This window comes from Streptomyces sp. NPDC029466, assembly GCF_055574515.1.
Map to the genome: position 1 here is coordinate 24,995 of NZ_JBVHZH010000037.1, position 26,466 is coordinate 51,460.

Consider the following 26,466-nt stretch of genomic DNA (forward strand, 5'->3'; position numbering starts at 1 on the left):
CTCTCAAGATATAGCGCACTGGGGGGCTTGCGGCAAGGCCCCCGTTGTGCCGCAGAATCACCGGCCTGAACCGGAATGCAGGAAAACGGGGCTGTGAAGTGCGTGTGGTGTGTGGGGTGTTCTCCACGTAGAGGTCGCGTGGGTCGCGCGGGGACGTTGAACCGCTGGTGGGGAGACCCTGGCGAACTGAATCGCCCACCACAGCGGGCTGAATCAACGACGCCCCGTGCCCTGCCCGCCGAAGCGCAGCTCGCCCGTCACGCCGCCCGCCAGTTTCCGTACCCCATTCCGCACTCCATTCCCAACACCTTGCCGCGCGCCATGACCGCGCGCCCGCAGATCGGAGTCCATGCCGTGAACCCGCTGACCACCAGCGTGTTTGACCTTCCCGAGCGTCTTTCCGCCAAGGCCGACCCGGCGCTGATCGGCGGCGATGAGCAGCACTTCGCGGCTCTCGCGGAGAGCCTGGAGCAGGTGATCGCCGAGTTGTCCGACCGTCTCGATGCCGAGCGCAGGGCGCCCGGCGGGGTGGGCCGGCAGGCGATGGACCGGGACGCGGAGATCCATCGGCTGACCGCGCGCCTGCGCGCACTGCGTCGCTTCGGGCTGGACCTGTGCCTCGGGCACATGGTGGGCGCGGACGACCCCGAGCCGGTGTACGTCGGGCGGCTTGGCCTTACGGACAGCGCGGGGCGCCGGCTGCTGCTCGACTGGCGTTCTCCCGCGGCCGAGCCGTTCTTCGGAGCCACCCACGCCCACCCCATGGGTCTGGCCAGCCGCCGCAGATATCGGTGGACCCGCGGCCGGATCAGCGACTACTGGGACGAGGTGTTCACCTCGGACGTGTTTGCCGGGCATGCCGCGCTCGACGACCAGTCCGCCTTCATCGCGAGCCTGGGTGGCCACAGGTCGGCACGGATGCGTGATGTGCTCGGCACCCTCCAGGCCGACCAGGACGCCATCATCCGTGCGGGCTCCCGTGGCTCTCTCGTCGTTGACGGCGGTCCGGGTACGGGGAAGACCGTCGTCGCGCTGCACCGTTCCGCCTACCTCCTCTACTCCGACCCCCGTCTCGGTCACCGTCGGGGCGGTGTGCTGTTCGTCGGTCCGCACCGCCCCTACCTGGCCTACGTCGCCGACGTCCTGCCCAGCCTCGGAGAGGAGGGTGTGCAGACGTGCACCCTGCGGGACCTTGTCGCCGAGGGCGCGACCGCAGCGGTCGAGGCCGACCCGGAGGTGGCGCGTCTGAAGTCGTCCGCGAAGCTGGTGCAGGCGATCGAGGCGGCCGTCAGGCTCTACGAGGAGCCGCCCGCCGAGGGGATGACGGTCACGACCGACTGGGCCGACCTCTGGCTGAGCGCCGACGACTGGGCCGAGGCATTCGACGCACCGGAACCGGGCACCCCGCACAACGAGGCGCGCGAGCAGATCTGGGAGGAGCTGCTCACGATCCTGCGGGGCAAGTACGACGGTGATGTGCCGCCCGACGTTTTCCGCAGGTCGCTGCTGCGCGACGAAGAACTGGTGACCGCACTCCACCGCGCCTGGCCGCTGCTGGAAGCGGCCGATCTCGTCGGAGACCTGTGGTCGGTACCCGCGTACCTGCGGATGTGCGCTCCGTGGCTCAGCGCCGACGAGGTACGGAAGTTGCAGCGCAAGGACGCTCCCGACGCCTGGACGGTGTCCGACCTGCCGCTCCTGGACGCGGCACGGCAGCGGCTCGGTGACCCGGAGACGGCACGGCGACAGCGCCGGCACCAGGCCGCGGTCGCCGCCGAACGCGAGCGTATGGCCGATGTCATCGACAATGTGCTCGCGGCCGATGACGACGGCGAGGGTGCGGTGACGATGCTGCGCGGCCAGGACCTGCGGGACACCCTGGTCGATGAGTCCGCGTTGCCCGCCGTCGAACCGGACCTGCTCGCCGGCCCGTTCGCGCATATCGTCGTGGACGAGGCGCAAGAACTGACCGACGCGGAGTGGCGGATGCTGTTGCTCCGCTGCCCGTCGCGGAGCTTCACCATCGTCGGGGACCGTGCGCAGGCCAGGCACGGATTCACGGAGTCGTGGCAGGAACGGCTTGAGCGGGTCGGTCTCGACCGGGTCAGCCTGGCCTCCCTGAGCATCAACTACCGGACGCCGGAAGAAGTCATGACGGAAGCCGAGCCGGTCATCCGGGCCGTGCTCCCGGACGCCAATGTGCCGAGCTCCATCCGCCGCAGCGGCATCCCCGTCGTTCACGGCTCCACCTCGGATCTGGACTCGGTCCTCGACTGCTGGCTCGCCGCGCAGAGCGACGGGATCGCCTGTGTCATCGGCGACCCCACCGTCCGGACGACCTCCCGCGTCCGGTCGCTGACCCCGGAGCTGTCGAAGGGGCTGGAGTTCGACCTGGTCGTCCTCATCGATCCGGAGGAGTTCGGCCAGGGCATCGAAGGAACGGTCGACCGCTATGTCGCGATGACCCGGGCGACCCAGCGACTCGTCATCCTCACGAGCAGCTGACGCCGGCTGGACGAGCGTCGGTCACCGGCCGAGTGGGTGGCTGCCCGGTTGTTCCGCACCAGCCCCCTGACGTCGGTGACTTCGAGCGATGCGGAAGGATGTCCGGGCTCCTGCAACCGATGACGAGGGAACCGACAACTGTGACCCACCAGCCGCCGCAGACACCACCACCCGGATTTGGCGCCCCGCTGCCGTCCTACCCCGGCGCACCGGTCGCGCCGCAGAACGGCCAGACGCCGCCGGCCGGGCTGCCGGGCCAGGGTGGGGGCCCGGGCTTCGTGCCGCCGCCTCCGCCGCCTCCCCGGCGCCGCACCGGACTGATCCTCACCGTCGTCCTGGTCGCCGTCGTGCTGCTCGCCGGGGGCGGCTACCTGGCGTGGTCACAGCTCGGGGGCGGCGACGACCCCGAGGCGCGAAAGGGGCAAGAGCAGAGTCAGAGCGGGGAGCAGAGCCAGGAACGGGGACCGAGCCAGGGCCCGGGGCAGGGACAGGGCACGGGCGAGGGGGAGAGCAACCCCAAGGGGCTGGCCGTCCCCAAGGTGGTGAAGTCGGGTCCGACGGAACTTCGTTATGACGCGAAGAGCACCGCGCAGATGTACCCGCCGGAAAAGCGGAAGCCCGAGATGTACCCGGAGATGAAGGGCCTGACCCAGACCGACGCGGTCTACCGCCCGCAGGACAAGCCCTCGGTCACCCTCGGCGTCCACACCGGTACGGGTACGGTGACCGACCCCGCGCAGCGGGTGAAGGCGGCCTTCGGCCCGAACTCGATGGCCGTCGCGCCGAAGGACTTCGCTCTCCAGGGCCCCGACGCGAAGGGAGCCGTTCTGCGCTGCGGCGTCGCCCAGGGCGGTGGCGACTACATCCCCCTGTGCATCTGGGCCGACAGCACCTCGGTCGGTGACGTGATCGGCGTGGGCGGGGCGTCCACGCGTTCCCTCAAAAAGATCGACCTGAAGACGCTGGCGCAGCAGACGAGCGATCTGCGCACGGCCATGCGCGGCGGCTCCGCCGGCTGACCCGTCGTCCCGCACAGCGGAACGGCGGCGCGGACTTCAAGGTCTGCGCCGCCGTTCCGTAGCGGTCGCCGTACGGCAGCAACGACCGGCCACGGCCGGGCCCCACCTCAGCCGTGCCAGGACCGCCAGAGTGCCGCGTACGCACCGTCGGCGGCGACCAGTTCGTCGTGGCTGCCCAGTTCGCTGATCCGGCCCTCCTCGACGACCGCGATCACATCGGCGTCATGTGCGGTGTGCAGGCGGTGCGCGATGGCCACCACGGTACGGCCGTCCAGCACTCTTCCCAGTGAGCGCTCCAGGTGGCGGGCCGCCCGTGGGTCGAGCAGGGAGGTCGCCTCGTCCAGCACCAGGGTGTGCGGATCGGCCAGTACCAGCCGGGCCAGCGCGATCTGTTGGGCCTGGGCGGGAGTCAGGGTGTGTCCGCCCGAGCCGACCTCGGTGTCCAGCCCCTTGTCCAGGGCCCGCGCCCAGTCGTCGGCGTCCACCGCGCCGAGCGCGGCCCACAGTTCGGCATCGGCCGCTCCGGTGCGTGCCAGCAGGAGGTTGTCGCGGAGCGAGCCGACGAAGACATGGTGTTCCTGGTTGACCAGCGCCACCTGCTCGCGGAGACGCTCGGCCGGCATCCTGGAGAGCTCGGCGCCGCCCAGGGTGACACTGCCGACCCGGGGCCCGTAGATACCGGCCAGCAGCCGGCCCAGCGTCGATTTGCCGGCGCCGGACGGACCGACCAGCGCCAGTCGGCTCCCCGGGCGGACCCGTAGCGAGACCTCGCGCAGCACGTCGACGTCCGGACGGTAGCCGAAGCTCACCCCGTCGGCGTGGACCTCCCGGCCGTCCGGATGCCGGTCCGCGTCGGTGGCTTCCGGGGCGATCTCCCGGACGCCGACGAGGCGCGCGATGGACACCTGGGCCTCCTGGAGCTCGTCGTACCAGCGCACGATGATGCCGACCGGATCGATCATCATCTGCGCCAGCAGCGCCCCCGTCGTCAGCTGCCCGGGGCTGATCCAGCCCTCCAGGACGAACGCGCCGCCGAGCAGCAACACCGCGGCCAGGAGCAGCACATGGGACAGATCGATGACGGGGAAGAGCACCGAGCGCAGATAGAGCGTGTAGCGCTCCCACTGGGTCCATTCCCGGATGCGGCGCTCCGACAGCGCGATCCGGCGGGCGCCCAGCCGGTGGGCCTCGACCGTACGCCCCGCGTCCACGGACTCGGTGAGCACGGCGGACACCGCGGCGTACCCGGCGGACTCCGAACGGTAGGCGCCCGGCGCCCGCTTGTAGTACCAGCGGCAGCCGACGGTCAGCAGCGGCAGCGCGATCAGCACGGACAGGGCCAGCGGCGGCGCGGTCACGGTCAGCCCGCCGATCAGCAGCGCCACCCACACCACGCCGATGGCCAGCTGAGGTACGGCCTCGCGCATCGCGCTGGAGAGCCGGTCGATGTCCGTGGTGATCCGCGACAGCAGATCGCCGGTGCCGGCCCGCTCCAGTACGCCCGGCGGCAGCGCCACCGACCGTACGAGGAAGTCCTCCCGCAGATCCGCCAGCATCCGCTCGCCGAGCATCGCCCCGCGCAGCCGGACCATACGGACGAACACCGTCTGGGCGGCCAGCGCGACGGCGAACACCGCGACCGTGCGCCCCAGGGGGATATCGCGGGCGCCCGCGGACAGGTCCTCGACGATGCCGCCGAGCAGATACGGGCCGGCCATGGAGGCGATCACCGCGGCCGCGTTGACGGCGATCAGTACCGTGAACGCGGTGCGGTGACGGCGGATCAGGCCGCGGACGTAGCTGCGGACGGTGGCCGGTGAGCCGACGGGGAGCGTCGTAAGGGTCTGCGGGGCGTTCGGATCGTATGCCGGAGGCGCCAGGCCGATCATGCGGTCTCCTCGATCTGGCCGGTCGACAGCGCCGGCTCGGGGTCCGTTTCGCGGGTGACGACCGCGCGGTAGGCGGGGTGGCTGCGCAGCAGTTCGCGGTGGCCGGCTGTGGCGACGGCCTTGCCCTCCTGGAGGAACACCACCTGTTCGGCCCGGTCCAGGAGGAGCGGGCTGGAGGTGAACACGACCGTCGTCCGGCCGGTCCTGATCGTCCGCAGACCGTCGGCGATCCGGGCCTCGGTGTGGGCGTCGACGGCGCTGGTCGGCTCGTCGAGCACCAGCACCTCCGGGTCGGTGACCAGCGACCGGGCCAGTGCCAGCCGCTGTCGCTGCCCGCCGGACAACGACCGGCCGCGCTCGGTGATGTAGGTCCGCATCGGGTCGCCCGAGTCGTCCACCGAGGCCTGGGCCAGCGCGGTCAGCACATCGCCGCACTGGGCCGCGGCCAGCGCGTCCGTGGCGCCCACCCGCCCGGAGGCCGGGACGTCCAGCAGCTCGCCGAGGGTGCCGGAGAGCAGCATCGGGTCCTTGTCCTGGACGAGTACGGCCCTGCGGGCGGTGTCCCGTGGCAGGTCGTCCAGCGGGGTGCCGCCGAGGACGACGGACAGCCCGGCGCCGTCCGCGCCGTCCTCGTCGGCCCGCGGCGGGTGTCCGCCGAGGCGTTCGGCGAGCCGGCCCGCGGCGTCGGGGTCGCCACAGACCACCGCGGTCAGCCGGCCGGCCGGGGCGGTCAGACCGCTGACCGGATCGTGCAGCGCGCCGGTGGGCGGCGTCCCGCGGTCCCCGGTCCGTCCGCCGGCCGGGCGGTGCTGGGACAGGACGCGGGCCGTGCGCTTCGCGGAGGGTTTGGCGAAGGAGTAGGCCTGGGCGATCTCTTCGAAGCGGCGCAGCGGGAAGAGCAGGAAGGTGACCGCGCTGTAGAGGGTGACGAGATCGCCGACCGCGATGGTGCCGTCGAGGGCGAGCCGGGCGCCGTACGAGACCACCGCGATGAGCAGCAGGCCCGGCAGCAGTACTTGGAGGGCCGAGATCAGGGCCCACATCCGGGCGCTGCGGACGGCGGCCTTGCGTACCTCTTGGGAGGCGCTGCGGTAGCGGCCGAGGAAGAGTTCCTCGCCGCCGATGCCGCGCAGCACCCGCAGCCCGGCGACGGTGTCGGAGGCCAGCTCGGTGGCCTGGCCGGCCTTCTCGCGCTGGGCGTCGGCGCGCCGGGTGGCGGGCGGCAGCAGCGGCAGGACGGCCAGCGCGAGTACGGGTACCGCGACGGCCACCAGGATGCCCAGTTCCGGCTGGTAGAAGGCCAGGGCGACGGAGACGCCGAGGGTGGTCAGGGCTGCCGCAGCGAACCGGGAGAGGGCCTCGACGAACCAGCCGATCTTCTCCAGGTCGCCGGTGCTGACGGTGACGATCTCGCCGGCCGCCACCCGCCGGGTCATGACCGAGCCCAGTTCCGTGGTCTTGCGGGCGAGCAGTTGCTGCATCCGGGCCACGGCGGTGATCCAGTTGGTCACGGCCGCGCGGTGCAGCATGGTATCGCCGGCCGCGATCAGCGCGCCCAGGACCAGGATCAGGCCGCCGGCCAGGAGGAGCCGCCCGCCGTCGCGGTCCACCACGGCCTGCACGGCGAGGCCCACCGGCAGCGGGGAGGCGGCGATGGCGCCGATGTTCACCAGCCCCCAGGCCAGGGCCTTGAGCTGGCCGCCGAGCTGCCGGCGGCAGAGCCACCGGAGGAAGGCGCCGCCCGTACGGACGTCCGGGACGCCCGGGTCGGGGTGCGGAAGGTCACGAAGGTGCATGGTGTCCCAGCCGGAGTCGTGGTGAAGGGGCGGCAGCAGGCCGTCCCGGCAGGCGAAATGCCCCTCCGCGGATGTCTCGTCGCCGGTGGAGGTCCTGGAAGATTGGCCCGCGGACTGGGCGGATTTCAAACGGTTTTTTCCGCTGTGACCACGCGATTCGGACAATCGTGCGGCGGCTGGCGGCTGGCGGCTGGCGGCTGGTGACTGGTGGCCGGTGGTCGGTGCGCGGCGGGCGAGTGCTGACCGGGCGTCGGATGCAGGGTGCGACCATGGGGCCATGCGGACAGCGGGCAGTGCGATACGGACGGCGGCGGTGGCCGCGGCGGGGCTGGTTCTTCTGGCGGGCTGTGGCGGTGCGGGCGGCGGCCGGGACGGCGGCGGCAAGGACGACGGTGCGGCGAAGGGGGAGCGCCCCGGCGGCCCGGCCCGCGGCGGGTCGTCCACCACACACCTCAAGAACATCCCCGAGGTCGGCACGGCCCTGCGGTCCCGGATCCCGGCCGCCTCCCGGCAGGTGGTGGCGGTCTACGGCGCGGGCGTGAACTCCGCCGACGCCACCGTCGTCCTCTACGACAAGAACGCCAACGGCTGGGACCGCAAGGCGAGTTGGGGCGGGCACAACGGCCGGCGCGGCTGGACGGTGAATCATCACGAGGGGGACAAGCGCAGCCCCGTGGGCGTGTTCCCGCTGACCGATGCGGGCGGTGTGCTCCCGGACCCCGGCGCCAAGCTGCCCTACACCCACTCCTCGGCGTTCACCCCGCCGTCGTACTGGTCCAAGAACACCCGCCACGACTTCGACTACGTCGTCGCGATCAACTACAACCGCGTCAAGGGGACCTCCCCGCTGGACCCGACCCGGCCGCAGGGGCAGTCCAAGGGCGGCGGGGTCTGGCTGCATCTGGACCACGGCAGCGGCACATCCGCCTGCGTCAGCGTCCCGAAGGCCGGGATGCGGGCCTTGCTGCGCGCCCTCGATCCGGCGCGGCACCCCGTCATCGTCATGGGGGACAAGGCGCACCTCGCGGCCTGAGCGGCGCCACGGAGCGCACGGGACGTACGGGACGTACGAAGCCGGGGCGGGGCCGGGGCCGGGGACGGGGCCGGGCCCGGCCGGCGCGCCACCACCGCCCGCCGGGCCCCGGAGCGCCGCTCCCTCTTACTCCTCCGGCTTCTTCGAATCCATCCCCGGCCGGGCCTTCTTCCACAGCCCGCGGGTGAAGTCGGGAATCTCCTGCGGCGCGCCCTTCGCCTTGATCGACAGATCGCTCAACGGCACCGGAGCGGTCCAGGTCGCCGCGTCATAGACGTCGAAGTCCGGTACCAGGCCCAGCCGCATGCACTGCATCAGCCGGAAGACCAGCATGTAGTCCATGCCGCCGTGCCCGCCGGGCGGGTTGGCGTGCTCCTTCCACAGCCAGTGGTCCCACTCCGCGTACTTGCTGAAGTCGCCCCACTCGTCGTTGCTCTGGTCCGGCTCGATATAGATCCGCTCCGGATAGTCCTCGAAGACGCCCTTGGTGCCGCCGAGGCTGTTGATCCGGCTGTAGGGGTGCGGGGTGGAGACATCGTGCTCCAGCCGGATCACCCGCCCCTTGGCGGTCTGGACGAGGCTGATGGTCCGGTCGCTCTCGATGTACGACTCCTTCCAGCTGGGGTCGTTCGCCGGCATGTGCTCCTTGCGGTAGGCGGCGAGACCCAGCGCGGGGGTGCCGAAGCTGGAGATGCGTACGGCGCGGTCGCCGCGGTTGATGTCCATGTAGTTGGCGACCGGACCGAACCCGTGGTTGGGGTAGAGGTCACCGCGCAGCCGGGTGTGCCACAGCCGGCGCCAGGGCCCCTCGTAGTACTTGGGGTCGAACATCAGGCCGCGCAGATCGTGGTTGTACGCGCCGGCGCCGTGCAGCAGATCGCCGAACAGGCCGGCATGGGCCATCCGCAGCACCCGCATCTCGTTCTTGCCGTAACAGCAGTTCTCCAGCTGCATACAGTGTCTGCGGGTGCGCTCGGAGAGATCGACCAGCTCCCACAGCTGGTTCAGCCGCAGCGCCAGGGGGCATTCCACGCCTACGTGTTTGCCGTTGAGCATCGCGGTCTTCGCCATGTCGAAGTGCCAGTCCCAGGGCGTGGCCGCGTAGACGAAGTCGATGTCGCCGCGCTTGCAGAGGTTCTCGAAGTCATGGTCGCCCTTGGTGTAGACGGCGGGCGCCGGCTGCCCCGCGTCGGTGACCTTCTTGGCGGCCCTGGCGGTCTTCTCCTTCACCGGGTCGCACAGGGCGACGACCCGGACGCCCGGCACCGCGAGGAACAGGTCGATCATGCTGCCGCCCCGGTTGCCCAGGCCGATGATGCCGACGCGTACGGTGCCGCGCCGCTCGAAGGGCACTCCGATCATCGTCCGGCCGGTGGCGCGGGGCGCCGCCGCGGCGGTCGCGGGAGCTGCCGCGCCGGGTGCGGCCGCCGCGGCCGGTCCGGCCGAGAGGCCGCCGAGCCCCAGTCCGGCGCCCGCCGCACCGGCGGTCCACAGGACCGAACGGCGGCTCGGACCGGCCTCGTTGGGGTCGTGGTTCTGCGATGGTGCCTCGTTCATCGGTCCTCCAGGAACGGTGGGGTGCCGGGGCATACGTGAACCTCGGTCAGGACCCTGTCGGCCGTCGGCCCGAGGCACAAGAGGGCCGATTGGACTCTTGTTACGGCACGCTTGGACTCTTTGCCGCAAGAGCGGATCCATCACGGCAAGGCCGGACGCGCCGCCGTCACGACCTTTCGCAAGGCACTGAAAAGCCTTGCAGAAAGCCTTGACGTGTCCACAAGGCAAACGGCAGGCTCCGGTACGGAAATCCCCCCACGGCGGCCCGGCGCGTGGCTGCTCTCGTGGGCGCGGTGCGCGCTGCCGCGCCCCATGACCAAGGAGCCGCAAGATGCAGCAACGTTCCCGTGTGCTGGGCGGGGCGCTGGCCGGTGTGCTGGCCGCGGCCGGCCTCGCCACCTTCGCGCCGTGGTCCTCCCAGGCCACCCCGCCCGGCGAAAAGACCGTCACCGCCACGCTGTTCGAGTGGAAGTACGCGGACGTCGCCAAGGCCTGCACCGAGGAGCTCGGCCCGGCCGGCTACGGCCATGTCGAGGTCTCACCGGCCTCCGAGCACATCCAGGGCGACCAGTGGTGGACCTCCTACCAGCCCGTCAGCTACAAGATCGCCGGACGGCTGGGCGACCGGGCCGCGTTCGCCTCGATGGTCCGTGCCTGCCACGGAGCGGGCGTCAAGGTCGTCGCCGACGCCGTCATCAACCACATGGCGGCCGGCTCCGGTACGGGCACCGGCGGCACCAAGTACACCAAGTACGACTACCCCGGCACCTATCAGGACCAGGACTTCCACGGCTGCCGCAAGAGCATCTCCGACTACGGCGACCGCAATGACGTCCAGACCTGCGAACTGGTGGGCCTCGCCGACCTCGACACCGGCCGTGACTACGTCCGCACCACCCTCGCCAAGTACCTCGACGACCTGCGGTCACTGGGCGTGGACGGCTTCCGGGTGGACGCCGCCAAGCACATCTCCGCCGCCGACCTCGCCGCCATCAAGAGCAAGATGCGCGCCCCGGGTTACTGGGTGCAGGAAGTCATCCACGGCGCCGGTGAGGCGGTGCAGCCCGAGGAGTACACCGGCAACGGCGACGTGGACGAGTTCCGTTACGGTCACCACCTCAAGAGCGCCTTCCAGGGTGGCAATCTCGCCCAGCTCAAGTCCGTCGCGGACGGCAAGCTCGGCAGCGACAAGGCCCGTACCTTCGTCGACAACTGGGACACCGAGCGCAACGGTTCGACGCTCACCTACAAGGACGGCGCGGCATACACGCTCGCCCATGTCTTCATGCTCGCCTCGCCCTACGGGTCGCCGAATGTCTACTCCGGCTACGAGTGGTCCGACAAGGACGCCGGACCGCCCAGCGGCAACAACGGCTGGACCCGTCAGCACGCCAAGCGGGCGGTCACCGGGATGGTCGGTTTCCGTAACGCGGTGGGCTCGGCGAAGCTGACCGACTGGTGGGACAACGGCGGCAGCGCGATCGCCTTCGGCCGGGACGGCAAGGGGTTCGTCGCCCTCAACAACGGTGCCGGGGAGCTGAAGCAGACCTTCGCGACCTCACTGCCCGCCGGCACCTACTGCAATGTCGTGGCGGCCGCACCGTCTTCGTGCGACGGCCACACGGTCACCGTAGGAGACGACGGCAAGGCACAGCTCTCGGTCCCCGCCAGGGGAGCGGTGGCGCTGCACGTCGCGCGCTGACCCCCACTCCCGCATCCGCCGGTGGGCCTGACGCTCCGGCGGATGCGGGCCGGACGCCGCCCGGCGACACCCTCAGGCGGGCCGGGTGGCCAGCTCCAGCGCCTGAAGGACCGAGTGATAGCCCCGGCCCGCCGTCGCATGGTCCATCCCGACCTCGCACATCCGGTTCGCCGACAGATGCGCGTCGAAGTGCCGCGCGGTCACCTCCGCCGCCTCCTTCGCGGTGGCCGACTCGGTCAGCTCCCGGTGCAGCATCCCGCGGTCCCCGGCGAACGCACAGCAGCCCACCTCGTCCGGCACCACGACCTCCCGCGCACAGGCCCCGGCGACCCGGCGCAGCTGTGCCGCGTTGCCCAAGTGCTGCATGGCGCAGGTCGGATGGAGCACCGCCGACCCGACCGCGCGCACCGTCTCCAGACGGGGCAGCAGCTCCTCGGCGGCCCAGACGACCGAGTCGACGACGGTCAGCTCCTCGTGCAGCGCGCGATTGCCGGGCGTCAGATACGGCACGACCTCATGCGCGAGGCCCAGGGTGCACGAGGAGGCGTCCACCACCAGCGGCAGCCGGCCGCCCGCGGTCCACCCCCAGGCTGCCTCGACGATGCGGTTGGCCATCACCTCGGTGCCGCGCCGGTACCCCTTGGAGTGCCAGATCGTGGCGCAGCAGGTGCCGGCCACGTCCGGCGGGATCCACACCGGGCGGCCCGCCCGCCGCGACACCGTCACCACCGCCTCGGGCAGCGACAGCCCGGGGAACCCGGCGGGCGGCCCGAAGATCCGGTTCACACACGCCGGGTAGTAGACCGCGACCGCGCCCGCCCGCCGGGTCACCGGCCGCGTACGGGGCGCCGCGCCGGGCATCCGCGGCAGCCACTCGGGCACCAGGTCGGGGCGTACGGCCTTACGGGCGGCGCCGGTCACCGGCCGCAGCAGCCGGTCGCCGATCCGGCCGGCGGCGGCCACCGCCAGCCGCGCCCCCCGCTCGACGGCCTTGAACCGCCGGGCGGACTGCGCGGCGATCCATTCCTCGCGCGGAGTGTGCCGCAGGTGCCGGAAGTCCTTCATCAGGGCGCCGGTGTCGATGCCCACCGGGCAGGCCAGTTGGCAGACCGAGTCGCCGGCGCAGGTGTCCACGGCGTCATAGCCATAGGCGCCGAGCAGTGCGGTGGTGACGGGGGAGCCGGCCGGCTGGCGCAGCATCTCGCGGCGCAGCACGATCCGCTGGCGGGGTGTGGTGGTCAGGTCTCCGCTGGGGCAGGCCGGTTCGCAGAAACCGCATTCGATGCACGGGTCGGCGCGGGCCTCGATCCGGGGGAGGGTCTTCAGACCGCGCAGATGCGCCCGCGGGTCGCGGTCGAGCAGGACGCGTGGCGCCAGGATGCCGTGCGGGTCCACGGTCTCCTTGATCCGCCACATCAACTCCGTTGCCCGCGGGCCCCATTCGAGCTCCAGGAACGGCGCGATGTTCCGGCCGGTGGCGTGCTCGGCCTTCAGCGATCCGTCGAAGCGCTCCACGGTCAGCCGGCAGAACTCGTCCATGAACGCCGCGTAGCGCGCCACCTCGGCCGGCTCCGAGGCGTCGAAGGCGAGCAGGAAGTGCAGATTGCCGTGTGCGGCGTGGCCCGCCACGGCCGCGTCGAAGCCGTGCCGGGACTGGAGTTCCAGCAGGGCCGTCCCGGCCTCGGCGAGCCGGGCCGGCGGCACCGCGAAGTCCTCGGTGATCAGCGTCGTCCCGGGCGGCCGGGAGCCACCCACCGCCGTCACGAACGCCTTGCGGGCCTTCCAGTAGCCGCCGATCGCCCCCGCGTCCCGGGTGAAGGCATTGGTGACCGACGGGACCGGCGCGACCAGCTCCAGTTCCGTCAGCACCCGCGCCGCGGCCCGCTCGTACGCCTGCCGGCCCGCCTCGTCGGGCGCCCGGAACTCCACCAGCAGCGCGGTGGTCTCCTTGGGCAGCGCCGCCCAGTCGGCGGGCACCCCGGCCACCCGCACCGAGGCGCGCAGCGTGTTGCCGTCCATCAGCTCCACGGCCCGTGCGCCCGCCGCGTTGAACCGCGGTACGGCCGCGGCCGCGGCGCCGAGCGTCGGGAAGAACAGCAGCGCACTGGAGGTGTACCGGTCCAGCGGCAGGGTGTCGAAGACGGTCTCGGCCAGGAAGCCGAGGGTGCCCTGGGAGCCGACGATCAGGCCGCGCAGGATCTCCACGGGTGTCGTGCCGTCGAGGAAGGCGTCCAGGCGGTAGCCGTTGGTGTTCTTGATCTCGTACTTGGCGCGGATCCTGGCCACCAGTTCCGGATCCGCCTCGATCTCCGCCTTCAGCGCCAGCAGGCCCGCGCACAGCGCCGGTTCGGCGTGCGCCAGCTCCGCGTCGGCATCCGGTTCCGCGGTGTCGACGATGGTGCCCGAGGGCAGCACGAGGGTGGCCGAGGCCAGCGTCCGGTAGGAGTTGCGGGTGGTGCCGGCCGTCATACCGGAGGCGTTGTTGGCGACCACGCCGCCCAGCGTGCAGGCCACGGCGCTGGCCGGATCGGGCCCGAGCAGCCGGCCGTAGCGGGCCAGCGTGGTGTTGGCGCGCAGCACGGTGGTGCCCGGCCGGATGCGGGCGCGGGCCCCGCCGTCGAGCACCTCGATGCCGGTCCAGTGCCGGCGTACGTCGATGAGGATGTCCTCGCCCTGCGCCTGCCCGTTGAGCGAGGTCCCGGCGGCCCGGAAGACGACCTTGCGGCCCTTGCCGTGCGCGTAGGAGAAGACCGCGGAGATGTCGTCGAGGCCCTCGGCCACCACCACGACCTGCGGTACGAAGCGGTACGGGCTGGCGTCGGAGGCATAGCGGACCAGGTCGGAGAGCGAGTGGAGCACCTTGTCCGCACCGAGCAGCGCGATCAGGTCACCGCGCAGCGGCTCGGGGGTGCCGGACGCCCGCGGGCCGGCCACCCGGTCGGGGGCCGGGCCGCCGGGGGCGGTGGGCCGCAGGGTCTGGGGGTCCGGCTCCAGCAGGGGCATGGCGGCACTCCTCCGGTTGACTGGGTGTCAGGGCCGGTCCGGTGGGACGGTGTGCACCACCGGTCCACCGGACCGGCCCCGGCTCACTGCGCGGCCCCCGGTCCGTCGACCAGGGTGGACAGCAGTTCACCGAGCACCTCGCGCTGCTCGGCGGTGAGCGGTGCCAGGATCTCCTCCGCCGCGGCCCGCCGGGCACTGCGCAACGCCCGCAGTGTGGAACGGCCGGTGTCGGTCAGCTCGATCCGGATCACCCGCCGGCTGGCCGGATCGGGTACCCGGCGCACCGCGCCACGGTCCTCCAGCGCGTCCACCAGCGTGGTCACCGCGCGGGGGACGACCTCCAGCCGCTCGGCGAGGTCGGCCATCCGTGGCGGGGTGTCGCCGTAGTGGCCGACGATCCGCAGCAGCCGGGACTGCGCGGGGGTGAAGGCGAGGTCCAGGTGCTCCAGATGGTGCTTCTGGGCGCGGTGCATCCGGCGGGTCAGCCGTACCAGCTGCTCGGCGAGGTTGGTGGTGCTGACCGTCGGCTCGGGGGAGGGCATACCGCGAGGATAGCGGACAGCAGGATCTTATTCATTGTGAGCTTAGGTAACAATGAGCTAAGCTCCACGATGCTTGTGCGCCCGTCTGCACCACCTGTCTTCCGCACCCCTTCGAAGGAGCCCATGCGCAGCGACGAACCCCAGTGGACCCCACCGCCCAAGGACCCGGGAAAGCCGGTCCCGTTGCGGCGGATCCTCGCGCTCTTCCGCCCCTACCGCGCCCGGCTCGCCCTCGTCGGCCTGCTCGTCGGCGCCTCCTCGCTGGTCTCGGTCGCCTCCCCGTTCCTCCTCCGCGAGATCCTGGACGTGGCGATCCCCGGCCGGCGCACCGGACTGCTCACCCTGCTCGCCCTCGGCATGATCGTCACCGCCGTCACCACCAGCGTGTTCGGTGTGCTGCAGACCCTGCTGTCCACCACCGTCGGCCAGCGGGTGATGCACGATCTGCGCACCGCGGTCTACGCCAAGCTCCAGCGGATGCCACTGGCCTTCTTCACCCGCACCCGCACCGGCGAGGTCCAGTCCCGGATCGCCAATGACATCGGCGGCATGCAGGCGACGGTCACCTCCACCGCCACCTCCCTGGTCTCCAACCTGACCTCCGTCCTCGCCACCGTCTGCGCCATGCTCGCCCTCGACTGGCGGCTGACCCTCGTCTCGCTGCTGCTGCTTCCGCTGTTCGTCTGGATCAGCCGCCGGGTCGGCAACGAACGCAAGAAGATCACCACCCAGCGGCAGAAGCAGATGGCCGCCATGTCCGCGATGGTCACCGAGTCCCTCTCGGTCAGCGGCATCCTGCTCGGCCGCACGATGGGCCGCGCCGACTCCCTCACCCGCACCTTCGCCGGCGAATCCGAGCGCCTGGTCGACCTGGAGGTCCGCGCCAACATGGCCGGCCGCTGGCGGATGGCCACCATCGGGATCGTCATGGCGGCCATGCCCGCACTGATCTACTGGGCGGCGGGTCTGGTCCTCCAGTTCGGCGGCCCGGTCTTCTCCCTCGGCACCCTGGTCGCCTTCGTCTCGCTCCAGCAGGGCCTGCTGCGTCCCACCGTCTCGCTGCTGTCCACCGGCGTGCAGATACAGACCTCACTCGCGCTCTTCCAGCGCATCTTCGAATACCTCGATCTGCCGGTCGCCATCACCGAACCCGCCGAGCCGGTCCGTATCCCGGCCCCGCGGGGCGAAGTCCGCTTCGAGAACGTGACGTTCCGCTACGACCCGGAGGCCGCCGCCACCCTCGACGGCATCGATCTGACCGTCCCCGCCGGCGGCAGCCTCGCCATCGTCGGCCCGACCGGCAGCGGCAAGAGCACCCTGAGCTATCTCGTGCCACGGCTCTACGACGTGACCGGCGGCCGGGTCACCCTCGACGGCGCGGACGTCCGCGACCTCGACTTCGACACCCTCGCGCGCTCGGTCGGCGTGGTCTCCCAGGAGACCTACCTCTTCCACGCCTCGGTCGCCGACAACCTCCGCTTCGCCAAACCGGACGCCACCGACGAGGAGATCGAACGCGCCGCCAGGGCCGCCCAGATCCACGACCACATCGCCGCCCTCCCCGACGGCTACGACACCCTCGTCGGCGAGCGCGGCTACCGCTTCTCCGGCGGCGAGAAACAGCGCCTCGCGATCGCCCGCACCATTCTGCGGGACCCGCCGGTCCTCGTCCTGGACGAGGCGACCAGCGCCCTGGACACCCGCACCGAACACGCCGTACAGCAGGCCATCGACGAGCTGTCCGCGGGCCGCACCACCCTCACCATCGCGCACCGCCTGTCCACGGTCCGCGACGCCGACCAGATCGTCGTGCTGGACGCCGGCCGGATCGCCGAGCGCGGCACCCATGACGAGCTGCTCGCCGCGGACGGGCGCTATGCGGCGCTGGTACGGCGTGACGCATACCTCACCCCCGTCGCCGAGCAAGTGATGACCCCGTAAGTGACCCACGGGTAAGGTCGAAGGCGCGGCGGCCAGTTCATTGGTCGGGGTGGCCGCCGCACTCAATCGTCGGCGGGAAGCCGTGTCAGCTCCGGCTTCCCGCCGGCCCTTGCCGGTCACCGCCTTCCGCTTCGGGCACCGTACGGACGGGGCCGGTCGTCCAGTGGGACGGCCGGCGGCTCCTCAGTCCCGCTCCGCGCCGTCTCCCGGGTGGGGAAGCAGCGGGAACAGTCGCGTGATGAGGGCCACCGGCAGCGCGCCGTCGGGCCGGGCCAGGGGGCGCTGTTCGCGGTCCTGGTAAGGCGCGAGCGCCCGCCGGATCACGTCCGCGACCCGGCTCATCTCCTCGGGCGTCAGGTAGGTGACGGCGCTGAAGGCCTCGTCGTGGCGCCATGCGGGCGGTGCCTCCTCCCGCTGGGTCAGCCACCGCTGCCAGCTCTCGTCCTCCAGCCCCCGGGCCAGATCGCCGAACTGCTTCTCCATGGGTCCGTCGGCAGCGGGGGTGTGCTGCCGCAGGCGCCAGGGGCGTGCGCGGCCCCCGCTGTGGGGTGCCTCCTCGACGTATCCGTGCCGGGCGAGCTGCCGCAGGTGAAAGGAGCAGAGCCCCGAGCTGTAGCCCAGCCGGGAGGCGGCTTCGGTGGCCGTGACGGTGCCGACTTCGGCGAGCAGGTCCAACAGGGCGGTGCGGACTTCGTGCTCGCGCAATGCGCCGTCGGTACCGGCCGTCCGCTCGTCCGGGGCGTTGAGGTCATCTTCGGTCACTTTGCAAAGTCTGCTACTTTGCAAAGGAGTTGGCAAGCGGCAGTCCTGCTGCCGGTATTCCGTCGCGGTGACCTCCGCGGCATCTGTGGCGTGCGCAAAAGGGGAGACAGTCATGCCTGTTCGTCACGAGCGGTCCGGTCCCGTCGACCGGCGGGTGCGGCTGCAGGGCCGGCCGGTTGACTCGTATCCGGCGCTGCCCGCGGAGGCGGAACGGGGAGCGGTGCGCCGGGTCACGGTGGTGGGGGAGGAGGTGCTGAGCCGTCGGTGCCGGGAGGTGACCGCGTTCGGAACCCCGGAGCTGTCGGCGTTGATCGACGACATGTTCCGCACCATGTATGTGGCCGACGGCGCGGGCCTGGCGGCCAACCAAGTCGGCGTCGATCTGCGGCTGTTCGTGTATGACTGCCCGGACGACGCCGGGGTCCGGCATGTCGGCCACCTCGTCAACCCGGTGCTGGAGCTGCCCGATCCAGGGAGCCGCCGGCTCATTGACGACTTCGAGGGCTGTCTGTCCGTGCCCGGTGCCACCATGGCGGTTCCGCGCACCGACCGTGCCGTCGTCCGCGGATTCGACAAGGACGGCCACCCGCTCGTCATCGAGGGGACGGGCTACTTCGCCCGGTGCCTCCAGCACGAAACGGATCACCTCATCGGCCACACCTACCTTGACCGGCTCTCCAAGCGGGACCGCAAGGACGCCCTGCGGCAGATGGAGGACCGCCGCGAGGACGTCTTCGCCCGGCGGGCGCTCAAGGCCGCCGGTCCGGGCCGGTGAGGCGCGGCGGTTCCCTGCTGCCGGCCCAGGTCCTCGTGCGAGAGTCATAACTGTCGCGCCGCAACGCAACGGTGCGTTGCGTACGGGGGGTTGGGGCGCTACCGTCACCCTCGCAACGCAACGCACCGTTGCGTTGCTGAGGAGGGGGCACAGTGCGGAACCACCTGTTCGCCGAGAGGGCCCAGGGCGCGGCGGACGCGAACGACGCGGCGGCGCGGACCGTCGCCCGCTTGCGGGACACCTTCAGTACCGGCCGGACCCGGCCCTTGAGCTGGCGGCGCCGTCAACTAACGGCCCTGCACGCCTTGTTGACCGAGCAAGGTCCCGTACTCGTCGAGGCGCTACGATGTGACCTGGGGAAGAGCCCGGTCGAAACGCTGACCTCCGAGGTGCGCTTCGTCACCAACGAGATCGATCACACGCTGCGCCATCTGCGCCGCTGGCTGCGCCCGCAGCGCGTGCCGGTCCCCGTGGCGCTGCTCCCGGCGCGGGCGCGGACGGTGCGCGAACCGCTCGGCGTGGTGTTGATCATCAGTGCGTGGAACTATCCCGTCCAGCTCTCGCTGGCGCCGCTGGTGGGCGCGCTGGCCGCGGGGAACTGCGCGGTGCTCAAGCCGAGCGAGCTGGCCCCGGCGACCTCGGCCGAGCTGGCCCGGCTGCTGCCGCGTTACCTCGACCAGGACGCCGTGGCCGTCGTCGAAGGCGCGGTCCGGGAGACCACCGCGCTGCTGGAGCAGCGCTTCGACCACCTCTTCTACACCGGGAACGGTGCCGTGGGGCGCGTCGTGATGACGGCCGCCGCCCGCCATCTCACCCCCGTCACGCTGGAACTCGGCGGCAAGTGCCCCGTACTTGTCGGCCCCGGGGACGATCTCGCCACCGCGGCCCGGCGGATCGCCTGGGCCAAGTTCCTCAACGCCGGGCAGAGTTGCACGGCTCCCGACCACGTACTGGCCATCGGTGACACCGCCGACGCCCTGGAGCGGCACCTCACCGAGGCCGTCCGGACCATGTACGGCCCGGACCCCGCCCGCAGCCCCGACTACGGCCGTATCGTCAACGACCACCACTTCGACCGGCTCACCGCGCTGCTGGGCCACGGCCGGGTGGTGACCGGCGGCGGACACGACCGCGCCGCCCGCTACATCGCCCCGACGGTGCTCGCCGATGTCGCACCGGACGCCCCCGTCATGGCCGAGGAGATCTTCGGCCCCCTCCTGCCGATCCTGCGCATGCCCGACCTCGACTCCGCGCTCGCCTTCATCAACGCCCACGGCAAGCCGCTCGCCCTCTATGCCTTCACCACCGACCGGCGGACCAGACGGCGGCTGCTCACCGAAACCTCCTCCGGCGCGGTGGGCTTCGGGCTGCCGCACGCCCATCTCACCGTCCCCGGGCTGCCCTTCGGCGGCGTCGGCGAGAGCGGCCTCGGCCGCTACCACGGACGGCACTCGGTCGAGACGTTCAGCAACGTCAAGGCCGTTCTCGACAAGCCGCTCCGCCCCGACACCGTGCGGGCCGTCTATCCGCCCTTCACCACGGCCAAGGAGCGGCTGCTGCGCCGGATCATCTGAGGCGCGGTGACGGCTGTCCGGCAGCCGGCCGGTCGATGAGGGTGTGGGTCAGCCGCATCAGGCGCTCCCTGGCGTCGATGTCGTACGCCTGGGCATGTGCCCGGGTGTCGGTGAACTGGTCGAAGTAGCGGCCCGTGGTGGTGTCGAGATCCGGATCGAGCAGCAGACGGACGGTCGGGCGCACCCCCTCCTCGATGCCGGTGACCGGAGTCAGCCCGTACGCGCGCACTCCGTCGGTGTCCATCAGATGGGCCGGGTGCAGTGTGTTGACCGTGACGCCGGTCCCCGCCAGCTCGGCGGCCAGGTGGAAGGTCGCCATGATCAGCGCGAGCTTGCTCCGGCAGTAGGCGCGCAGCCCCTCGTAGTCCCGCTCCAGCATGAGGTTGTCGAAGTCGAGGGCCTCCTGCCCGATCGAGGCGACATTGACCACGCGGGCCGGTGCCGAGGCGGTCAGCAGCGGCAGCAGCGCACGGGTGAGGGCGTACGGGGCGAGGTGGTTCACGGCGAACCGCAGCTCATGTCCCTGCCGGCTCACCTCGCGCCGGAGCGGCTCGGTGCCCCCTCCGGCGACGGCGTTGTTGATCACTCCGTCGAGCCGGGGCTCCGCCGCCCGGATCCGGTCGGCCATCGCATACACCTGGTCGAGGTCGGCCAGATCCGCGAGGTAGGTGCGGACGGTGGAGCCGGGGGCGGCGGCGCGTACCTCGGCCGCCACCTTCCCGAGACGGGCGGGATCGCGGCCGTGCAGCAGAACGGTGCCCCCGCGGGCGGCGAGATCGAGTGCCAGGCCGCGGCCCATTCCCTGGGTGGCGCCGGTGATCAAGGTGGTGCGTCGTGTCATGGCAACCAGCCTGCGGGCAGGGCGCGATGACCGACAGTGTGTGCTGAACCTGGTGTCTCCACCACCAGTAAACCCCTCGCCCTCACTACTCAACTTTGACTAGACTCCCCGACCATGACCGAGAACACCATTCCGATGCTGCCGTGCCCGACCCTCCAGCCCGTTCTCGACTTCTACACCGTCCTCGGGTTCGAGGTGACCTTCCAGCAGAAGAGCCCCAATCCGTACGCGGTCGTGCAGCGCGGCGGCATCCAGCTGCACTTCTTCGGGATGAAGGGGTACGACCCGGCGGAGTCATACAGCACCTGCTATATCCGTACCGATGACATCGACGGGCTGCACGAGGACTTCCGGACCGGGCTCAAGGCGGCGTACGGAAGAATCCCGACCCGCGGACTGCCGCGCATCGGGTCGCTGAAGGACACCTCGCACGGTATGCGGCAGTTCCTCGTGACCGATCCGGGCGGCAACTGCCTGCGCATCGGGCAGCAGATCAGCGATGACCACCACCACCGGCCCGCACCGAAGGGGACCTTTTCCCGGGCCCTGCACCACGCGGCCCTCCTCGCGGACTCGAAGGACGACCCCGCGGGCGCCGCGAAGATCATCGACCGAGTGCTGCACATGGCGGACGAGCGACCCACGCCCGTGCAGCGGCTCCGCCTCCTCGTACTCCGGGCGGATGTCGCCGGGCGCCTCGGTGACGACCGGGCCTCCGCTTCCGCCCTCGCCGAGGCCGCCGCGGTCCACCTCACCGCACAGGAACGGGAGTCGGTACACGACGAGCTGGCACGTCTTGAGGAGTTGCGGGGGTAGGGGCTTGTGCCGCCGCTCCGGGGGCCCGGAAGCCTGGGTGTCAGGTGCTCCGGAACCGGTCCGCCGGTGATTCATCGCCGGTACGGTGGACGTCCGCCACGGGCCTGAGGCCCGTCTCTTCGGATTGCGAGAAGTCCGATGAACCAGATTGCAGCCGACACGTATCTGGCCGCGGCGGTGGTGGTGCACCACGCCCGTGTGCTGATCGTCCGCCGTAGTTACCGCGAGCGATTTCTGCCCGGCGCCTGGGGGGTGCCGTGCGGGAAGCTCGATCGCGGGGAGTCCGCCGAGAGCGGTGCCCTGCGGGAGTTGAAGGAGGAGACCGGGCTGCTCGGCACCATCGTCGCGCACACCGGCTCGACCAGCTTCCTCAGCGACTACCGGGGCCGCCGCGTCCACAACCATCAGGAGAACTTCGTCGTCCGCCCGCTCACCCTGGATGTCGTCCTGCCCAGCCCGGACCAGGCTTTCCGGTGGGTGCGGCCCGCCGAGCTGGCCGAGGCCGGGGTGGACGCGTACAACCTCACGGTGATCCGGCAGGCGCTCGGCGGCCGGCTGGACGCCGCCGGGCTCCGCGCCATGACGGCCCGCTTCGGGCACCCGGGCCCGCCCCCTTTCAATAGCCCAAAGAGGCTGCCAGAGCGTCGAGTTCAGCAAGGTAGACGGCCGGCGACAGCGGAGTCTTGGGCGGTGGATCCCCGCGTTCGGCGGCGCCTGCCCTGACCGCACCGCCGGCCGGCGCCTCGCCGGTCCGGCCGGTGCCGGTGGCCTGGCCGGCGCCGCCGGTCCGGCCAGGATCACCGATGTTCCTGACGGAGCCGCAGTCCCTGACACGGCCGCGGCTCCTGACATAGACATCGGTCACCGACCGCTGTGGGGCGGTCTCCAGGAACAGCGTCACCGTCGGCTCCTCGCTCACCACCCGGTGCAGCGTACGGGCGGCCAGGCCATAGCTCCGCCCGGCGCCGTACTGCTCGGTGCGCAGCAGCCGCAGCCGTGCGTCGCCGACCCGCCGCAGGCGCCAGGCCCCGCCGGGGCCGTCGATGGTCTCCCGGTAGGCGACCGCGGGCACACCGTCCGCGGCCGGCTCGTAGCACTCCATCCGCACCCGGCCGCGGACCACCGCCGAGGCGATCGCACAGCGGTGATTGTGGATGTCCTCGGAGACGGCGCCGGCCGCGCCGTGCCAGAAGTGGATCCGCAGCATGAACCGGGGAGCACCGGGCAGCAGCAACAGCTTGTCGAAGCCCAGCACATGGCGGTACGACAGCCGGACGCACTCCGCGAGCTCCAGATCGCCGACGGATAATCGGCGCACCAGCGGACCGAGCGTGCCGGGGTGCGCCAGTTGGGCGGTCACCCGGCGCGCCGACTCGGGCGACGGCGGCTCCGGCCCCGCGCCCAGCTCTTCCACCAGCAGCCGCCGGGCCTCCTCGACCTGCATCTCCGCCTCCCCTTCGCCGATCCCCGGCCCGCACCCGTCTCCCGAGCCGAACCGGCCCAGGACAGCACCCCGCCCGTCGGAACCCGGGCCGCCTCACGGCCGGTAGACCATCAGGGCGTACCGCCGCAGCACCGACAGGCCCTGATAGGCCATCCACACCGGATGGCCCATGGGTCCGTCGTCCCACCGCCACACCCCGCCCTGCTGCATACCGTGCACCCGCGCCACAGCAGCGGTCAGCTGCGCCTCCCACACCGGCAACCCCACCTCCTCGGCCGCCACCTGCCGGGCACCATCCGTCATCAGCGCACGGGCCACCCACGCGGCCCCGAAGTGGCGTACGGACAGCAGCTCTTGATGCAGCGGATCCTCCTCCACCGGCCGCCGTACCTCCTCCTGGCAGTTCAGCAGATCGGACGCGCCGCCCCCTGGCGCCGCCGGGCCGGCCAGCAGCCAGCGCAGCCCCTCCTCGCGCACCGCACGCTGCCGTTCGTCCTCACCCAGAACCCGTGCGGCCCGGTCCAGCGCCACCACCGCCCGCGCGGTGTGCACCGCGGACGGGGCCGGATTGCCGTGGCCGGTTGCCAGCGCCGCGCCCCAGCAGCGGTGGTGGCCGCGCGCCGGATCGGCCGTGGCGCCATTGACCAGCACCTCCCGAAGTCCGTCCAGCGCGACGGCCCCGGGCGCCGCCCGCAGCAGCCCCCGCAGCACATTGGTGACCACATAGGTGTTCGCCAGCCCCGACGCGTCGTGGTCCGGGTCCCACAGCACCTCGCAGGACCGTATTTCGGCCTCCAGCAGCCGTGGATCGGCACCGGCCCGTGCCAGCGCACCCAGCACGATCGCGGACACCTCGGGGCGCGCCCCGCTGCCCTGGGAACGGGCGGCCCACCCGCCACCGGGAAGCCGCAGCCGCCACAGTGTCTCGGCCACCTCACCGGCCCGTATTCGGCCGTCGCAGGGCGCGATGTCCAGCAGCAGATGCAGCCCGTACGCCGTGCCGAACGCCGTTGGATGCACCGGCGGTTCGCTCTCCGCGAGGGAGTGCGGCCAGCCCGTGAGCGGTCCGCGGCCGGGCACCTCGATCACCGTGAGACCGCGCCGGAGCGCCTGGTAGGTGCCGTCCACCAGCTCCGGCAGCGACCCGGCGGGCGCCGGCACGGGGGCGGGCGGTGGTACGGCGGAGGCGGTCGCGGCGCGGGCCCGCAGCAGGGCCGCCGCCAGCCACACCACGGCGCCGACGCCGCACCCGGCGGTCGCCGCCACGCAGTAGCGCGCCGCCTCGCCCGCGAGATTCTGCGGCAGGATCCCCAACAGCGCCTGAAACACGGCGAACGCGGCGGCCGGCACACCCAGCCGCCCCAGCCACGGCAGCAGCCGGGCCGGCGCCAGGGCCCGCGGGGCGGCGTCGGTCGGCGGGCCCGGATCCGCCACGGGCGCGCGGTCGGCCGCACCGGAACGCTGTGGTGGTAAGTCCTGCCGCAGCACCATCTGCTGCTCCCTCCCCCCGGGCGCGCGCCCCCGCACGGCCTGTGCGAAGGGCAGCCCGATCAGTGTAGGAATCCCCACTGACAGCGGGGTCGCACACCTGTCGCAGCCCTTCCCGGCCGGTATCCCCGGCCCGGCCTGCGGGCCGCGGCCCCCGAACCCGGGTCAGCCCGGACGTCTTGGGCGCCGCGAACGCCGCGAACGCCCAGCCACGCCGCGTGCCTCGCGAGCGCCGCCCGTGCTACGCGCACGTTGCCTTCTCCTTTCGGCCACGCCAACCCCTGGCGGCCGGCCGCTTACCCGGGACATGATCACCGCAGCAGGGCGAGGAGAAGAACCGGGAGCGGAGGACCATGCCGAACGCCGAACACATAGCCAAGGCCGGGGCGCCCGACAGCGCCCGCCCGCCGTCGCGGCTGCGGCAGCTGGCCGCGGCCTCCATCGGCAACGCCGTCGAGTGGTACGACTGGTACGCGTACTCCTTCCTCGCGGTCTACTTCGCCGAGCAGGTCTTCCCGAAGGGCGCCGGCAACTCCCTGGTCCCGTTGCTCTCGACGTTCGCGGTCTTCGCGGTCGGCTTCTTCATGCGGCCGGTCGGCGGACTGCTGATGGGTGCGATTGCCGACCGCCGTGGCCGGCGGACCGCACTGACCCTCACCATCCTGCTGATGGGCGGCGGCAGCCTGCTGGTCGCGCTCACCCCCACCTATGCGACCACCGGCGTCCTCGCCCCGCTCGTGCTGGTCCTCGCCCGCCTGGTCCAGGGCCTGTCGGTGGGCGGGGAGTTCGCCGCCTCCACGACCTTCCTCGTCGAATCGGCGGGGCCCGGCCGGCGCGGGCTGTTCTCCAGCTTCCAGTACGTGTCCACCACCGCCGGCCAGCTGCTGGCGTCCGGGACCGCGGCGCTGCTCGCGATGCTGCTCACCGAGCAGCAGATGGGACAGTGGGGCTGGCGGGTGGCCTTCCTGATCGGCGCACTGCTGAGCCTGCTGGGACTGTGGATCCGGCGCGGCGCCCAGGAGACCCTTCCGCAAGCTCTCCCCTCCGTCCGAGCGGGGGAGACCCCGGATGAAAAGCGGGCGGCCGATCGCCCCGGCCTCTTCGAGGCGCTGCGCCGCCACCCCCGCCAGTCGCTGCTGATCTGCGGTATCACCGCGGGCGGCACCATCGCCTACTACACCTGGACCACCTACCTGCCCACCTACGCGCAGGTCAACGTGGGCTTCGACAAGGGCGAGGCGCTCACCGTCGGGACCCTCTCGCTCATCTTCTTCGCGCTGCTCCAGCCGCTCGGCGGGCTGCTCTCGGACCGCATCGGCCGCAAACCGCTGCTGCTCGGCTTCGCCCTGGGCTTCGCTGTCCTGGCCGTTCCGCTGCTGCACCTGGTCACCGACTCGTTCGTCTCGCTCCTGCTGGTGCAGTGCGCGGGCATGGTGCTGCTCACCGGATACACCTCGATCGCCGCGGCCGTGAACGCCGAGGTGTTCCCCGCGCGGGTGCGCGCGGCCGGCATCGGTTTCCCGTACTCGCTCACCGTCGCTCTCTTCGGCGGCACGGCCCCCTATGTCGGCACCTGGTTCAAGCAGGCCGGCCACGCCGATCTCTTCCCCTGGTACGTGGCCGGGCTGTGTCTGGTGTCGTTCCTCGTCTATCTGACGCTGCCGGAGACGTCCCGGCGGGAGCTGGAGAAGTAGCCGCGGACACGAAGGCGGGGGGGGGGGGGGGGGAAGGGGGGGGGGGGGGGGGGGGGGGGGGGGGGGTGGGGGGGGGGTAACCACA

At 71.9% G+C, this 26,466-nt stretch carries 19 protein-coding genes; 10 read left to right on the plus strand and 9 right to left on the minus strand.

Annotation, left to right across the window (positions count from 1 at the left end):
• Positions 1-321 precede the first annotated feature (321 nt).
• Complete coding sequence (gene helR, locus ACZ4XD_RS25855; RefSeq protein ID WP_468045834.1) at positions 322-2,505, plus strand: RNA polymerase recycling motor ATPase HelR; 2,184 nt, start codon at positions 322-324, stop codon at positions 2,503-2,505.
• 140 nt (positions 2,506-2,645) lie between these two features.
• Positions 2,646-3,524 (plus strand): hypothetical protein, encoded by an 879-nt coding sequence (locus ACZ4XD_RS25860; protein ID WP_468045836.1) that lies wholly within the window; start codon positions 2,646-2,648, stop codon positions 3,522-3,524.
• 107 nt (positions 3,525-3,631) lie between these two features.
• On the opposite strand, the gene ACZ4XD_RS25865 is transcribed toward ACZ4XD_RS25860, so the two are convergent.
• Complete coding sequence (locus ACZ4XD_RS25865; protein WP_468045838.1) at positions 3,632-5,413, minus strand: ABC transporter ATP-binding protein; 1,782 nt, start codon at positions 5,411-5,413, stop codon at positions 3,632-3,634.
• Entirely contained in the window at positions 5,410-7,209 is a 1,800-nt protein-coding gene (locus tag ACZ4XD_RS25870; RefSeq protein WP_468045954.1) for an ABC transporter transmembrane domain-containing protein, read from the minus strand. The genes ACZ4XD_RS25865 and ACZ4XD_RS25870 overlap by 4 nt, the downstream gene beginning before the upstream one ends.
• 277 nt (positions 7,210-7,486) lie before the next feature.
• Between ACZ4XD_RS25870 and ACZ4XD_RS25875 the strand changes: the two genes are divergently transcribed.
• On the plus strand, positions 7,487-8,242 hold the full coding sequence (locus tag ACZ4XD_RS25875) for a hypothetical protein (protein WP_468045840.1): 756 nt from the start codon (positions 7,487-7,489) through the stop codon (positions 8,240-8,242).
• A 126-nt stretch (positions 8,243-8,368) separates the two neighbouring features.
• On the opposite strand, the gene ACZ4XD_RS25880 is transcribed toward ACZ4XD_RS25875, so the two are convergent.
• A complete protein-coding gene (locus ACZ4XD_RS25880; protein ID WP_468045842.1) occupies positions 8,369-9,799 on the minus strand; it encodes a Gfo/Idh/MocA family protein in 1,431 nt (476 codons plus the stop codon).
• Positions 9,800-10,130: 331 nt separating this feature from the next.
• On the opposite strand from ACZ4XD_RS25880, the gene ACZ4XD_RS25885 reads away from it, so the two are divergent.
• A complete protein-coding gene (locus ACZ4XD_RS25885) occupies positions 10,131-11,501 on the plus strand; it encodes an alpha-amylase (protein WP_468045844.1) in 1,371 nt (456 codons plus the stop codon).
• 72 nt (positions 11,502-11,573) lie between these two features.
• Here ACZ4XD_RS25885 and ACZ4XD_RS25890 read toward each other — a convergent pair whose 3' ends face one another.
• Together ACZ4XD_RS25890 and ACZ4XD_RS25895 are read right to left on the minus strand one after the other, a co-directional pair.
• Positions 11,574-14,504 carry an FAD-binding and (Fe-S)-binding domain-containing protein gene (locus ACZ4XD_RS25890; RefSeq protein WP_468045846.1) on the minus strand — a complete coding sequence of 977 codons (2,931 nt, stop codon included), beginning with the start codon at positions 14,502-14,504 and terminating at the stop codon, positions 11,574-11,576.
• An 83-nt stretch (positions 14,505-14,587) separates the two neighbouring features.
• Positions 14,588-15,046, minus strand: a complete 459-nt coding sequence (locus ACZ4XD_RS25895) for a MarR family winged helix-turn-helix transcriptional regulator (protein ID WP_468045848.1) — start codon at positions 15,044-15,046, stop codon at positions 14,588-14,590.
• Between the two features lie 123 nt (positions 15,047-15,169).
• Between ACZ4XD_RS25895 and ACZ4XD_RS25900 the strand changes: the two genes are divergently transcribed.
• A complete protein-coding gene (locus ACZ4XD_RS25900) occupies positions 15,170-16,987 on the plus strand; it encodes an ABC transporter ATP-binding protein (RefSeq protein ID WP_468045850.1) in 1,818 nt (605 codons plus the stop codon).
• Positions 16,988-17,170: 183 nt separating this feature from the next.
• Here the strand turns inward: ACZ4XD_RS25900 and ACZ4XD_RS25905 are convergent, their stop codons facing one another.
• Entirely contained in the window at positions 17,171-17,749 is a 579-nt protein-coding gene (locus ACZ4XD_RS25905) for a helix-turn-helix domain-containing protein (protein ID WP_468045852.1), read from the minus strand.
• 112 nt (positions 17,750-17,861) lie between these two features.
• Here ACZ4XD_RS25905 and def point away from each other — a divergent pair, with 112 nt between their 5' ends.
• Both def and ACZ4XD_RS25915 read left to right on the plus strand, forming a co-directional pair.
• Positions 17,862-18,524 (plus strand): peptide deformylase, encoded by a 663-nt coding sequence (gene def, locus ACZ4XD_RS25910; RefSeq protein ID WP_468045854.1) that lies wholly within the window; start codon positions 17,862-17,864, stop codon positions 18,522-18,524.
• A gap of 152 nt (positions 18,525-18,676) precedes the next feature.
• Positions 18,677-20,098: an aldehyde dehydrogenase family protein gene (locus ACZ4XD_RS25915; protein ID WP_468045856.1), complete on the plus strand. Its 1,422-nt coding sequence runs from the start codon at positions 18,677-18,679 to the stop codon at positions 20,096-20,098.
• Here ACZ4XD_RS25915 and ACZ4XD_RS25920 read toward each other — a convergent pair.
• On the minus strand, positions 20,091-20,939 hold the full coding sequence (locus tag ACZ4XD_RS25920) for an SDR family NAD(P)-dependent oxidoreductase (protein ID WP_468045858.1): 849 nt from the start codon (positions 20,937-20,939) through the stop codon (positions 20,091-20,093). The two genes, ACZ4XD_RS25915 and ACZ4XD_RS25920, sit on opposite strands and share 8 nt — an antisense overlap.
• A 114-nt stretch (positions 20,940-21,053) precedes the next feature.
• Between ACZ4XD_RS25920 and ACZ4XD_RS25925 the strand changes: the two genes are divergently transcribed.
• Both ACZ4XD_RS25925 and ACZ4XD_RS25930 read left to right on the plus strand, forming a co-directional pair.
• Positions 21,054-21,755, plus strand: a complete 702-nt coding sequence (locus ACZ4XD_RS25925; protein ID WP_468045860.1) for a bleomycin resistance protein — start codon at positions 21,054-21,056, stop codon at positions 21,753-21,755.
• 138 nt (positions 21,756-21,893) lie between these two features.
• Positions 21,894-22,478 (plus strand): NUDIX hydrolase, encoded by a 585-nt coding sequence (locus tag ACZ4XD_RS25930; protein WP_468045862.1) that lies wholly within the window; start codon positions 21,894-21,896, stop codon positions 22,476-22,478.
• Here ACZ4XD_RS25930 and ACZ4XD_RS25935 read toward each other — a convergent pair.
• Both ACZ4XD_RS25935 and ACZ4XD_RS25940 read right to left on the minus strand, forming a co-directional pair.
• Complete coding sequence (locus ACZ4XD_RS25935) at positions 22,372-23,199, minus strand: hypothetical protein (protein WP_468045864.1); 828 nt, start codon at positions 23,197-23,199, stop codon at positions 22,372-22,374. The genes ACZ4XD_RS25930 and ACZ4XD_RS25935 overlap by 107 nt on opposite strands.
• A 93-nt stretch (positions 23,200-23,292) precedes the next feature.
• On the minus strand, positions 23,293-24,690 hold the full coding sequence (locus tag ACZ4XD_RS25940; protein WP_468045866.1) for a hypothetical protein: 1,398 nt from the start codon (positions 24,688-24,690) through the stop codon (positions 23,293-23,295).
• A gap of 350 nt (positions 24,691-25,040) precedes the next feature.
• Between ACZ4XD_RS25940 and ACZ4XD_RS25945 the strand changes: the two genes are divergently transcribed.
• The gene (locus tag ACZ4XD_RS25945; protein WP_468045868.1) at positions 25,041-26,381 is read left to right on the plus strand and encodes an MFS transporter; all 1,341 of its coding nucleotides are present in this window, start codon (positions 25,041-25,043) and stop codon (positions 26,379-26,381) included.
• Positions 26,382-26,466: the final 85 nt, after the last annotated feature.